Consider the following 11656-nt stretch of genomic DNA (forward strand, 5'->3'; position numbering starts at 1 on the left):
GCAATCTGTTACATTTGTCCATCGACTAATTCAAAAAGAAAATAATGAACTTACCATCAGAATTAAAGTACACAAAAGACCATGAATGGGTCAAAATAGATGGAGATGTCGCCACAGTGGGTATTACAGATTTTGCCCAAAGTGAGTTGGGAGATATCGTATATGTCGAAGTGGAGACTTTGGACGAAACTTTGGATAAAGAAGAAGTGTTTGGTACTGTGGAAGCTGTAAAAACAGTTTCTGACCTTTTCTTGCCATTGAGCGGCGAAATCATTGAGTTCAATGAAGCTTTGGAAGATGAGCCTGAAAAAGTGAATACTGATCCTTACGGTGACGGTTGGATGATCAAGATTAAGTTGAACAATGCTGATGAAGTAGCCGAACTAATGTCTGTTGAAGACTACAAGGCATTGATTGGTGCTTAATACAACCTATTTACATACCTTATTATTTATAAGCTGGATGTTGTTGATTACAATGCTCAGCTTATTTTCTTTTTCAGAGATCAGTTTGGATACGGGAGGTTTAAATATTCCCTATGCCGACAAGATCACACATTTTATATTTCATACCGTGTTTGTGTTTTTGGGGAGTCTTGCAGTAAGGGAAAGAACACGTGGACAAATTGGGATAAAAAAAGCCACGATAATGATTTTGGTCTTGGCCATTATTTACGGTATAATTATTGAGGTATTACAGTATACGATCACAATGGATCGACATGCCGAATTTGGCGATGTTTTGGCAAATACTTTAGGAGCATTTGCAGGAATTATCCTGATTCGATGGCTATTTTCTAAAGAAAAGCCGTTAAAATGGAAATTTTAATTGCTTATTTAACTAATTAATAATTAAATTAGCGAACACTAAATTAAAAAAAGGATGGAACTTAAAAAGAACCCAAAAGCAGACGTAGGAAGAAATAGTGCCCTCTATTTTGTGATAGGATTGGCAGCTGTTTTGGGCGTGGTCTACGGTGCAATGGAGTGGAAAAAGTACGACAAGGTCAATGATTACGACATTTCTATGAATGTTGAGGATCAGTTGGACGAAGAAGTACCGATGACCGAACAAATAAAAACCCCGCCACCACCACCGCCACCAGCAGCACCAGAAGTTATTGAGGTGGTAGAGGATGAAGAAGAAGTTGAAGAAACTGTAATCGAATCAACCGAGACCAGCCAAGAAGAAGAAGTGGTTGAGATCGAAGAAGTTGAAGTAGAGGAAGTTGAAGAAGATATCACCGTTCCTTTCGCAGTTATTGAGGATGTTCCTGTATTCCCAGGTTGTGAAGGAGAAAGCGATAAAAAAGCTTGTTTCCAGGAAATGATGATGAAGCACATCCGTAAAAACTTCCGTTACCCTGAAATTGCTCAAGAAATGGGTGTTCAAGGTAGAGTAAGTGTTGTGTTTGTGATTCAAAAAGATGGATCTATCGGCAACATTAGAATGCGTGGACCAGACAAAAACTTGGAAGCAGAAGCATTACGTATTATCGAGAAATTGCCAAAAATGACTCCAGGAAAACAAAGAGGTAGACCAGTAAAAGTACCTTTCAGTATTCCAATTACATTTAAGCTTCAGTAAGATTTATATAATTCCTATTGAGGTAGGAATTGAAAAAGCCCTGATGGTAAACGTCAGGGCTTTTTTGTTTCTATTCTTTGATTGGAGATGTTAAACTAAGGTATACCGTTTCCCGCATCCGTTCTGGATTTATGAAGCCGGTACCATAATCGGCATCATATTTAGAGGTAAGGTTTTGATTGCTCTTTACCTCTTCCAAAGATTTTCCAGCGCTGATTTCTTGTTGGATAATTGCTCTCACATCTTCCAGTACGCTAACAAAAGTTTCCAATTCAGCTTTATTTGAAGGTCTGCCGTGACCAGGAATAATTTTGGTCTCAGAATCGATCACAAGCAAGGCTTTTTTGTGAGCTTCTATATAACCGTTAATGCTTCCGCCACTATTTAAATCAATATAAGGATAGCGACCTGCAAAATAAGTGTCACCCATATGGATCACATTTTCGTTCATAAAATAAATCATCGTGTCGCCATCTGTATGGGCATTGTGAACATGGAAAAGCATTACGGTTTCATCTCCATCATGAAAAGTCATATCTTCAGAAAAGGTAATTTCGGGTAAAGTTTTTTCGTAATCCTGTTGGTTCATTTCGTTGGCTGAAACTTTTTCTTTGCCATTAACTTGTAATCGCTTTCTAACATTGTCTTGGGCAACAAGTACTGTTTCATTCGTGTTAAAATTCACATTACCGCCCGTATGATCCCCATGCATGTGGGTGTTTACCAAATAGGAAATAGGTTTGTCAGTAAGGGTTCCGATGGTAGTTTTAATTTTTTCACTCAGTGGGGCAAATTGGTCATCAACCATAAAAACCTTGTCCTCTCCCACATAAATTCCAATATTCCCACCGCTTCCGGTAAGCATATAGGTGTTTTGGCCAAGTTTGTCTATGGTAATGTTAACCTCATCGGTTTGAGCATGGATTGCTGCAAGCGGCAAAAGGAGCAAAAAGCTTAAGATATTTCGCATAATTTCATGTTTTTGGTTTAGTTAATTAGTCGAAGCTTATTCAAAAATAATACAAAGACCGTCAATAGGTTGGAAATGAGAATCGGTGACGTTATCTTTGCCAGCCAATTTAACGTGGATGAAGTCTGCAATAGGTGCTGTAAATAATACCGATCTTTCCATGATATTTACCGATTTCAAGGAGATAACCAAGGCCAGACTGGCCGTAAGCGTGGTGTTTTCATCCCTTGCAGGCTATTTGTTGGGTGCCTACGAAATCAGTCTGGTATCCCTATTGCTGCTTGCATTTGGTGGGTATTGCATGGTGGGGGCCTCCAATGCGTACAATCAAATTATAGAAAAAGACTTGGATGCGTTAATGAAACGCACCCGAAAAAGGCCTATTCCTTCTGGAAGAATGTCGGTTAAAACCGCATTGACAACTGCTGTTGTACTTACCATTTTAGGAATTCTTTCTTTGTTGGCTTTAAGTCCCAAAACGGCCATGTTCGGAGCAATTTCCATCTTTTTGTACACCAGTGTTTATACCCCATTAAAAACAAAGTCACCTCTTTCGGTATTTGTGGGAGCATTTCCTGGGGCCATTCCTTTTATGTTGGGATGGGTAGCCGCTACGGATGATTTTGGAATTGAACCTGGGACTTTGTTCATGATTCAATTTTTTTGGCAGTTTCCACATTTTTGGGCTTTGGGATGGATGTTGGATGAAGACTATAAAAGAGCAGGCTTTAAAATGCTTCCCACTGGAAATAAAGACAAGGGCACCGCAATTCAAATTATTTTCTATACCATTTGGATGATCGTGATTTCCATTCTGCCTGTCTTCGGTTTCACGGGAAGATTGCAATTATCCATAGTTGCCGCAGCCATAGTGTTGCTTGCAGGCTTGGTGATGTTGTTTTTTGCTTTCAAATTATATCAAAATAGAGACAATGTCTCAGCAAGAAAGTTGATGCTGGCCAGTGTTACCTATATATCATTGATTCAAGTTGTTTACGTAATAGATAAGTTTATCAGTTAATGGATTTAACCCAAGGAACGGAAAAGGAGAAACTGACTAGAGCAAAAAAAATGATGCTCTGGTTCGGTATTGTGAGTTTGATTATGGGGTTTGCTGGTTGGACCAGTGCCTATATTGTGAGTAGCAAGAGGGAAGATTGGGTAAACGATTTAGAGTTGCCAAGTGCCTTTTTTGTGAGTACTGCCATCATTATTTTGAGCAGTATCACCTACTTTTTGGCCAAAAAATTGGTCTCAAAAGGTAATCAAAAACAGGCAACTCTGTTTTTATTGGTCACTTTGGCATTGGGAATCACCTTTATTGTGCTGCAATTTTATGGTTTTTCACAAATGTTGGAAAACGGTTATTATTTTACAGGACCCACAAGTAATATCAAAATGTCCTACGTGTTTTTGATTGCAGCAGTGCACATTGCCCACGTGGTAGCGGGATTGATTTCCTTGTTAACGGTTTTGGTTCAGCAACTTAGAAACAAGTATACCCCTGATAATATGTTGGGTATGGAGTTGGGTGCCACATTCTGGCACTTTTTGGACTTCCTTTGGGTGTACCTAATTTTATTTATGTATTTCGTGAAATAAATTTTGGTTGGAGCTTTTTACTTCAACTTTATCTTTTCCAATACATCAAAAAATGTAAATTTGTGAAAGTTTTAATAAAACGACCTTTTTTATGGATGCAACGGTAAATACCGGTACTGAAGACAGCGTTTGGGGAGGGGGAAATAGACCTCTAGGCGCAAGCTATGGAAAAATGATGATGTGGTTCTTTATCATGTCGGATGCCTTGACCTTTTCTGGTTTTTTGGTGGCTTATGGTTTCTCAAGATTTAAATTTATAGAGCTTTGGCCCATTGCCGACGAAGTATTTACTCACTTTCCGTTTATGCATGGTGTAGAAGCACCTATGTATTATGTGGCATTCATGACATTTGTTTTGATCATGTCTTCCGTAACCATGGTATTGGCTGTGGATGCAGGTCATAAAATGAAGCAAAAGAGTGTTATCCTTTATATGTTCTTGACCATTATCGGTGGTGCCATTTTCGTTGGTTCACAGGCATGGGAATGGGCAACCTTTATTAAAGGTGATCATGGAGCAGTTGAAACAAATTCAGGTCGTATTCTTCAGTTTGTAAACGCAGAAACTGGTAAAAGAGCAGCTTTGGCTGAATTTGCCAAGACGTTACCGGAAGAAAGAGTAAAGCACGAAGCTAGTGAAGGTGTTTGGTTCGAGAGTGAAGGGTATAAAACTTCTTATTCCTTGAACGAAGTAGTTGAAGGATTCAAAGCCACTCCAAACATTCTTATTCGTACAGAACAATTGAACGAAGAAGGTGAAAAGACCCTTTTGGATAGAAAAGCATCTTTGGCAAAAATTTTGGAAGCCAATCAAGTAGTGGAAGGGGCTAACCTTATCCACAACGAATACGGTCACCGTTTGTTTGCTGATTTCTTTTTCTTTATCACAGGATTCCACGGATTCCACGTATTCTCTGGTGTTGTGATCAACGTTATCATTTTCTTCAATGTAATTATCGGTACTTACGAGCGAAGAGGACATTATGAAATGGTAGAGAAAGTAGGTCTGTACTGGCACTTTGTGGATTTGGTATGGGTATTCGTATTTACATTCTTTTATTTGGTATAAAAAATCGGTTATATAAATGGCACACGATCATAAACTTGAGATTTTCAGAGGACTTGTAAAATTTAAGTCGAACACGCAAAAAATTTGGGGAGTACTTATTTTCCTTTCCATCGTTACCACTGTAGAGGTTGCATTGGGTATCATTAAGCCGAGAGCACTTACCCACAGCTACTTTATTGGAATGAAACTCTTGAACTGGATTTTCATTATCCTAACCTTGGTAAAAGCGTATTACATTGCATGGGACTTTATGCACCTTAGGGACGAAAAAACGGCATTGCGAAGAACAATTGTTTGGGTGCCTATCTTTCTTATTTGCTATTTGATTTTCATTTTGCTTTTTGAAGCAGATTACATTTATAATGTGTACAAGGACGGTTTCATTACTTGGAGCTTCTAAACACAGTATTTAACAAATTAAAAAGACGGTTTTCCAACCGTCTTTTTTTATTTTTGTACGGTTTTACACTATGAAAAAGAAAATTGTACTGGCAATCCTTTTTATACTCCCTGTGGTGGTGTATTTGTTTTTCGCTTCAGGGGTGAATAATTTTGGTAGATTGCCTATCTTAGTTGAAAATGTTCCTGACATTTCAGAGATAGATGAATCTGTTTCGCTAAAGGACAAAATAACGGTCCTTGGATTTTTAGGAAAGCAGGTCGACGACCGACAGGGAAATGCTTTCAACCTCAACCAAAAAATTTATAAGAGATTCGGCGAGTTCAACGACTTTCAACTGGTCATGGTAGTGACCGATGGAAGTGAGGAGCAAGTGGAAAATCTAAAAAAGGAATTGGGAAAACTCTCCAATATTGATAAATGGAGGTTTGCCTACGGTTCCGAAGAAGCTATCCAATCCTATTTTAATGGGATGAAGACTGATATTGAATTGGATCAAACTTTGGCCACGCCATTTGTATTTATAGTGGACAAAGATTTAAACCTTAGGGGAAGAAATGATGATGAAGAAGATGGCGTCAAATTTGGATTTGACACCTCTTCTGTGGCAGAATTGAACAATAAAATGGTGGATGACATCAAGATTATCTTGGCAGAATATCGACTAGCGTTAAAAAAGAACAATGCCGACAGGAGCAAATAACAAAAAGAAACACACCTATATCTGGGTATCCGCAATTATACTCATATTCGGCATATTTGCTGTGTATGAAATCACCAAAAGGGTAAAAGGTGGTACAATTGTAGAAAACGACCGCATGAGTGTGGGAATGCAGGTGCAAAAATTAGGTTATGTGGTAAATGACGGAACAAGACGAAAAGTGCCTGATTTTGCCTTTTATGATCAAGATAGCACATTGATCACCAATAAAGATTACTTGGGAAAAGTGTACTTGGTGGAATTCTTTTTTACAACCTGTCCAACTATTTGCCCCATAATGACGGAGAACTTGGTAGAGCTACAGGACACTTTTGAAGCAAATGAAGAATTCGCTGTCGCCTCTTTCACAATTAATCCAAGGTACGATACCCCTTCAGTACTTAAAAAGTATGCCGCAAAACATGGGATAACTGATAAAGATTGGCATTTAATGACAGGGGACCAGGATGAAATTTATGCCCTTGCGGAAAAAGGCTTTTATATTTTGGCCAATGAGAATGATGATGCCCCGGGTGGTTTTGAGCATTCGGGAATGTTCGCATTGGTAGACAAAAATGGGTATATTCGCTCACGCGAGGATCAATTTGGTAATCCATTAATCTATTATCGTGGCACCATCACCGAAAAACAAGGTGTAAACGATGAGGGTGAACCTCAACAGATTACCATGCTAAAAGAAGACATTAAAAAATTATTAGCAGAATAATGGAAGAAATTACACTCAAGGAAAAACAGTTCAATAGATGGATCATGGTTATTTCATTGGCCATCCCATTAGTAGTAGCCCTTTTGTTTCGGTACAAAATTCCCGATTCAAAGCCTATATCTTTTTTACCACCCATTTATGCGACCATTAATGGGATTACGGCCATATTGTTGGTTGTTGCAGTAATTGCTATTAGAAATGGTAGAATAAAACTGCATCAAAGACTTATGATTACCAATATTGTGCTTTCAGCCCTTTTCTTGGTGATGTATGTGGCCTATCACATGACTTCAGAAACCACAATGTATGGAGGAAGTGGCACCCTTAAATATGTGTATTATTTCATTTTAATGACGCACATTGTTTTGTCTATTTCCGTGATACCTTTAGTTTTGATCACCTATTCCAAAATTTATTTGGATGATGAAGAAAGTCATAGGCATTGGGCGAGGTACACCTTTCCAATTTGGTTGTACGTGGCTGTAACAGGGGTCGTAGTTTATATTATGATTTCACCTTACTACCAGTATTAACTATGAAATTCAAATTCCTTCTAATAGTGCTTATCATTATGGCAATTCCAACAGTTGCCGATGCACAATGTGCTATGTGTAGAGCGGTGGTAGAAAGTGAAGCTGATGGAAAAACGGCGGAAGGAATCAACAATGGAATTGTATACCTAATGGCAGTTCCCTATGTGCTCGTAGCAGGACTTTTCTATTTTATTTATCGAAAAATTAGAGGATAATACCAGGTTGGCAAAAAATAATTGAGTTAATCTGTAACATTTTGCGATTTATTTCATCTTATAGATAAGTATAGCTAATACTTCATCAATCAAAAATCGCAAATCCTATGTTCGACCTGGAACGGTGGCAAGAAATATTTGACACCATACGCAAGAACAAACTCCGCACTTTTTTAACGGGGCTATCCGTGGCCTCCGGTATATTTATTCTTGTAATCCTATTGGGGTTTGGCCAAGGAATGCGCAATGGTATCGAAAATGAGTTCAAACAAGATGCCTCTACCAGTGTTTGGGTTTGGCCAGGTGTTACTTCCAAAGAATATAAGGGGCTTAATCCAGGTAGGCGAATCCAATTGGTCAATGACAACTTTGATATGGCCAATGCCATGTTCAAAAGTGATATAGAATATGGTTCTCCAAGAATTTTTGTAAGAGGTGTTAATGTCAATTACGGGAAAGAGGCCTTGGTGTATGGGGTTCAAGGTGTTGGTGCTGATTTTCAATTTATTGAAAATGCAGGTATGATCGAGGGTAGGTTCATTAACTATTCCGATGAAGCATCTACGGCCAAAGTGGCCATTATTGGTAACAAAATCAAAAAAGACGTTTTCGAAAAAGTAGACTCGCCCATTGGTGAATTTATCAATATTTCTGGGATTCCCTTTAAAGTAATAGGGGTTTTCAAAGAAATGGAGGACCGCGAAGAAGAACGTATTTATATTCCAATCACCACAGCTCAAAAAGCATTTAACGGAGGGAACCGACTTAATAATATGTCTTTTACCCTTCCGCCTGTTGAAAATTTTGATCAAGCAGTGGCCCAAGCCGTCAACTTTAAAAATGGGATGCGAACCTACCTACAGCAAGCCCACATAGTAGCTCCTGAAGATACTGGTGCCATTGAGGTTTGGAGTGCCATGGAAGAAGCCAAGCGATACTACGGGCTTACCAATAACATTAAAATATTCTTTTGGTTTGTTGGCGTGTGTACCATTATTGCTGGTGTAGTTGGTGTGAGTAACATCATGATGATTGTAGTAAAAGAACGCACCCGCGAAATCGGAATTCGAAAAGCTTTAGGGGCCAAACCATGGTCCATAGTGGGAATGATTTTGCACGAAGCAATTTTTGTTACCGCTATTTCAGGATTTGGGGGACTTATTTTCAGTATGGCGCTATTGGAATTGGTCGGTCCACATGTAGAGGTGGATTACATTATGAATCCTTCCGTAAACTTTAACGTTGCCTTTTCAACGGTAATCGTATTGATTCTGGCTGGTACTTTGGCGGGTTTTGTCCCTGCTTGGAGAGCGGCAAAAGTAAAAGTGATCGAATCCCTTCGCGATGAATAAACGTAACCCAGAAAAAGTAAGCGATGTTCAATAAAGATAGATGGCGGGAAATTATAGAGGTACTCACAAGTAATGTGTGGCGAACCATCTTTACAGCTTTTGGAGTATGCTGGGGTATTTTTATTCTCATTCTCTTATTGGCTGCAGGCAAGGGATTGGAAAATGGGATCAAGCAAGATTTCGGGGATATCGCTACCAACACCATGTTCATGTGGACCCGTGCCACAACTATGGGGTATGAGGGCTTACCACAAGGTAGACAGTTCGAGTTCAAAATAAATGATGTACAGGCACTACGGGACAATGTACCCAGCCTACGATATATTTCACCCAGAAACCAATTGGGAGGTTTTGGAGGAAACAACAATGTGGTTCGCGGTCTTCGAACAGGAGCCTATAATGTGTATGGGGATTATCCTGAAATCATCAATCAAGATCCTATGACCGTGACTTCGGGCAGGTTTTTGAATTATAATGACATCAAGGAAAAAAGAAAGGTGGCCATTATTGGAAACGGCGTTAAAAATGACCTCTACGATAAAGACGAGGAGGCTTTAGGTACTTACATCAAAATACAAGGCGTCAACTTTTTGGTGATCGGCACCTATAAAAAGAACAATAGTGGAGGTGGTGAAGAAGGTCAAAAAGAGATTTTTGTACCCTTTACATCTTTTTCCCAAGCCTTTAATAGAGGAGAAGATGTGGGTTGGATGGCCATTACCGCAAACGACGGAAGTTCAATTTCCGTGTTGAAAGAAAAAATTGTCAGCATCATGAAGGAGCGCCATAAAGTGCATCCAGAAGATACCCGTGCTGTTGGGTATTTTGATTTGTACGAACAATATAATCGAGTGGAAAGTCTTTTTGGCGCATTAAAGGCCGTCGCATACATCGTGGGCATTATGGTACTGCTTTCTGGTATCATTGGAGTGAGTAACATTATGCTCATCGTGGTTAAGGAGCGAACCAAAGAAATTGGTATACGAAGAGCATTGGGCGAACAACCATGGTCCATCAAAAAACAAATATTAATGGAGTCCATTTTCTTGACATTGATCTCGGGAATGGTCGGAATTATTTTCGGAGCTGCGATCATATTTGGAATCAACTCTCTATTGGATAGTGTGGGGCCCGTGGATATGTTCATGAGCCCGAGCGTAAGCATAGGCGTGGTAACTGGCGCCTTGACCATTTTAATGGTGTCAGGTTTGTTGGCAGGATTTATTCCAGCACAAAGTGCCATTAAAGTGAGACCTATTGAAGCATTGCGAACAGAATAAAATTAACATCAATCAATAAAAAGAAGTAAAATGAAAAAATCGGTAACCATTGCCATCTTATTACTCATCGTAGTTGTGTTTGGTGGCTCCATGTACTATTTGTACCAGAAAAATTCGGAGGACCCTGTGGTGTATCAAACCGAGGTTCCATCCACCCAAACCATTGTAAAAAAGGCAGTGGCTACAGGTAGTATTCTTCCTTTGGAAGAAGTATTGATCAAACCGAACATCTCAGGGGTGATAGAAGAGATATATGTGGAAGGTGGGGATTATGTAAAGTCGGGTGATTTGTTGGCCAAGATTAAGGTGGTACCCAATCTATCTGCTTTAAATGATGCCAAAAACGCCATTGATGAAGCTAAAATAGGTTTGGACGATCAGCGACGCAATTTTGAGCGTCAATCTGCTTTGTTCGGAAAAGGGGTTATTTCACAAACCGATTTGGAACGTGCCCAAGTCACCTTTGATCAAGCAAAGCAAGCGTATGCGGCAGCGAATAAGCGATATGATATCGTAAAAACGGGAACCACCAGTGGTTTGAGCAATGCAGCAAACACCTTGATTCGTGCCACCGTTAGTGGAATGATCTTGGAGGTGCCTGTTGAAGTAGGTAACCAGGTTATCGAATCCAATAACTTTAATGAAGGAACCACAATTGCGGCCATTGCCGATGTGGACAAAATGATTTTTGAAGGAAAAGTGGATGAATCCGAAGTAGGTAAAATCAAAGAAGATCTACTGTTGGAAATTACAGTTGGAGCCATAGAAAATCAGGTTTTTGATGCTGTTTTGGATTATATAGCACCCAAAGGGAAAGAAGAAAATGGAGCTATACAATTTGAAATCAAAGGAACCCTCAAAAAACAGGACACCACATTTATTAGAGCAGGTTTGAGTGCCAATGCATCCATTATTTTGGCAAAGGCCGATAGTGTATTGGCCTTAAAAGAAGCCTTGGTGCAATTTGATGGAGACACCAAAGATCCTTTCGTAGAAGTTGAGACTGGTCAACAACAATTTGAGCGAAGAAATGTGGAACTCGGAGTGAGCGATGGCATTTTTGTAGAAGTGAAATCAGGCATCTCTGCAGATGACAAAGTAAAGGTATGGAACGCAGTTTCTGAATAATAACCTGTGAATCAATAAGTAATAAAAAAAAGTAACAAATCTTGTAACAATTTGGCCTATAGTATGTCTTACATGCAGAGGTTAAAGAAAGAT

The 11656-nt window shown here is 39.3% G+C and carries 15 protein-coding genes; 14 read left to right on the forward strand and 1 reads right to left on the reverse strand.

The window, feature by feature from the left end:
- Window positions 1-44: 44 nt before the first annotated feature.
- Genes gcvH through BLQ18_RS05655 form a run of 3 tightly spaced genes read left to right on the forward strand, consistent with a single transcriptional unit; the run spans window position 45 to window position 1587 of the window.
- Window positions 45-425 (forward strand): glycine cleavage system protein GcvH, encoded by a 381-nt coding sequence (gene gcvH / locus BLQ18_RS05645; RefSeq protein ID WP_090293410.1) that lies wholly within the window; start codon window positions 45-47, stop codon window positions 423-425.
- Window positions 426-462: 37 nt separating this feature from the next.
- Entirely contained in the window at window positions 463-828 is a 366-nt protein-coding gene (locus BLQ18_RS05650; protein WP_090293411.1) for a VanZ family protein, read from the forward strand.
- A gap of 54 nt (window positions 829-882) precedes the next feature.
- Window positions 883-1587 carry an energy transducer TonB gene (locus BLQ18_RS05655; protein ID WP_090293412.1) on the forward strand — a complete coding sequence of 235 codons (705 nt, stop codon included), beginning with the start codon at window positions 883-885 and terminating at the stop codon, window positions 1585-1587.
- 70 nt (window positions 1588-1657) lie between these two features.
- On the opposite strand, the gene BLQ18_RS05660 is transcribed toward BLQ18_RS05655, so the two are convergent.
- Window positions 1658-2557, reverse strand: a complete 900-nt coding sequence (locus tag BLQ18_RS05660) for an MBL fold metallo-hydrolase (RefSeq protein WP_090293413.1) — start codon at window positions 2555-2557, stop codon at window positions 1658-1660.
- 118 nt (window positions 2558-2675) lie between these two features.
- Between BLQ18_RS05660 and cyoE the strand changes: the two genes are divergently transcribed.
- From cyoE to BLQ18_RS05715, 11 genes are all read left to right on the forward strand, one after another.
- Entirely contained in the window at window positions 2676-3578 is a 903-nt protein-coding gene (cyoE, locus tag BLQ18_RS05665; RefSeq protein ID WP_090293414.1) for a heme o synthase, read from the forward strand.
- Window positions 3578-4159 carry a cytochrome c oxidase subunit 3 gene (locus tag BLQ18_RS05670; protein ID WP_090293415.1) on the forward strand — a complete coding sequence of 194 codons (582 nt, stop codon included), beginning with the start codon at window positions 3578-3580 and terminating at the stop codon, window positions 4157-4159. The genes cyoE and BLQ18_RS05670 overlap by 1 nt, the downstream gene beginning before the upstream one ends.
- A 91-nt stretch (window positions 4160-4250) precedes the next feature.
- Window positions 4251-5228 (forward strand): cytochrome c oxidase subunit 3, encoded by a 978-nt coding sequence (locus BLQ18_RS05675; protein WP_090293416.1) that lies wholly within the window; start codon window positions 4251-4253, stop codon window positions 5226-5228.
- Between the two features lie 16 nt (window positions 5229-5244).
- Window positions 5245-5628, forward strand: coding sequence for a cytochrome C oxidase subunit IV family protein (locus BLQ18_RS05680; RefSeq protein ID WP_090293417.1), 384 nt, complete (start codon window positions 5245-5247; stop codon window positions 5626-5628).
- Window positions 5629-5698: 70 nt separating this feature from the next.
- Window positions 5699-6331, forward strand: coding sequence for a hypothetical protein (locus BLQ18_RS05685; RefSeq protein ID WP_090293418.1), 633 nt, complete (start codon window positions 5699-5701; stop codon window positions 6329-6331).
- Window positions 6312-7055, forward strand: a complete 744-nt coding sequence (locus BLQ18_RS05690) for an SCO family protein (protein WP_090293419.1) — start codon at window positions 6312-6314, stop codon at window positions 7053-7055. Before BLQ18_RS05685 ends, BLQ18_RS05690 begins: the two co-directional genes overlap by 20 nt.
- Window positions 7055-7588 (forward strand): DUF420 domain-containing protein, encoded by a 534-nt coding sequence (locus BLQ18_RS05695; RefSeq protein WP_090293420.1) that lies wholly within the window; start codon window positions 7055-7057, stop codon window positions 7586-7588. The genes BLQ18_RS05690 and BLQ18_RS05695 overlap by 1 nt, the downstream gene beginning before the upstream one ends.
- Window positions 7589-7590: 2 nt before the next feature.
- Window positions 7591-7803, forward strand: coding sequence for a hypothetical protein (locus BLQ18_RS05700; RefSeq protein WP_090293421.1), 213 nt, complete (start codon window positions 7591-7593; stop codon window positions 7801-7803).
- A gap of 107 nt (window positions 7804-7910) precedes the next feature.
- Complete coding sequence (locus BLQ18_RS05705; RefSeq protein WP_090293422.1) at window positions 7911-9155, forward strand: ABC transporter permease; 1245 nt, start codon at window positions 7911-7913, stop codon at window positions 9153-9155.
- Window positions 9156-9178: 23 nt separating this feature from the next.
- A complete protein-coding gene (locus BLQ18_RS05710; protein WP_090293423.1) occupies window positions 9179-10435 on the forward strand; it encodes an ABC transporter permease in 1257 nt (418 codons plus the stop codon).
- Between the two features lie 30 nt (window positions 10436-10465).
- Complete coding sequence (locus tag BLQ18_RS05715) at window positions 10466-11563, forward strand: efflux RND transporter periplasmic adaptor subunit (protein WP_090293424.1); 1098 nt, start codon at window positions 10466-10468, stop codon at window positions 11561-11563.
- The last annotated feature ends 93 nt before the right edge of the window (window positions 11564-11656 follow it).

The organism is Flagellimonas zhangzhouensis (assembly GCF_900102925.1).
GTDB lineage: Bacteria > Bacteroidota > Bacteroidia > Flavobacteriales > Flavobacteriaceae > Flagellimonas > Flagellimonas zhangzhouensis.

What these genes read in the sequence shown, in the direction of transcription:
- gcvH (WP_090293410.1), top strand. Translation starts at nt 45, where the DNA reads ATGAACTTACCATCAGAATTAAAGTACACAAAAGACCATGAATGGGTC.
- BLQ18_RS05650 (WP_090293411.1), top strand. Translation starts at nt 463, where the DNA reads ATGTTGTTGATTACAATGCTCAGCTTATTTTCTTTTTCAGAGATCAGT.
- BLQ18_RS05655 (WP_090293412.1), top strand. Translation starts at nt 883, where the DNA reads ATGGAACTTAAAAAGAACCCAAAAGCAGACGTAGGAAGAAATAGTGCC.
- BLQ18_RS05660 (WP_090293413.1), bottom strand. Translation starts at nt 2,557, where the DNA reads ATGCGAAATATCTTAAGCTTTTTGCTCCTTTTGCCGCTTGCAGCAATC.
- cyoE (WP_090293414.1), top strand. Translation starts at nt 2,676, where the DNA reads ATGAAGTCTGCAATAGGTGCTGTAAATAATACCGATCTTTCCATGATA.
- BLQ18_RS05670 (WP_090293415.1), top strand. Translation starts at nt 3,578, where the DNA reads ATGGATTTAACCCAAGGAACGGAAAAGGAGAAACTGACTAGAGCAAAA.
- BLQ18_RS05675 (WP_090293416.1), top strand. Translation starts at nt 4,251, where the DNA reads ATGGATGCAACGGTAAATACCGGTACTGAAGACAGCGTTTGGGGAGGG.
- BLQ18_RS05680 (WP_090293417.1), top strand. Translation starts at nt 5,245, where the DNA reads ATGGCACACGATCATAAACTTGAGATTTTCAGAGGACTTGTAAAATTT.
- BLQ18_RS05685 (WP_090293418.1), top strand. Translation starts at nt 5,699, where the DNA reads ATGAAAAAGAAAATTGTACTGGCAATCCTTTTTATACTCCCTGTGGTG.
- BLQ18_RS05690 (WP_090293419.1), top strand. Translation starts at nt 6,312, where the DNA reads ATGCCGACAGGAGCAAATAACAAAAAGAAACACACCTATATCTGGGTA.
- BLQ18_RS05695 (WP_090293420.1), top strand. Translation starts at nt 7,055, where the DNA reads ATGGAAGAAATTACACTCAAGGAAAAACAGTTCAATAGATGGATCATG.
- BLQ18_RS05700 (WP_090293421.1), top strand. Translation starts at nt 7,591, where the DNA reads ATGAAATTCAAATTCCTTCTAATAGTGCTTATCATTATGGCAATTCCA.
- BLQ18_RS05705 (WP_090293422.1), top strand. Translation starts at nt 7,911, where the DNA reads ATGTTCGACCTGGAACGGTGGCAAGAAATATTTGACACCATACGCAAG.
- BLQ18_RS05710 (WP_090293423.1), top strand. Translation starts at nt 9,179, where the DNA reads ATGTTCAATAAAGATAGATGGCGGGAAATTATAGAGGTACTCACAAGT.
- BLQ18_RS05715 (WP_090293424.1), top strand. Translation starts at nt 10,466, where the DNA reads ATGAAAAAATCGGTAACCATTGCCATCTTATTACTCATCGTAGTTGTG.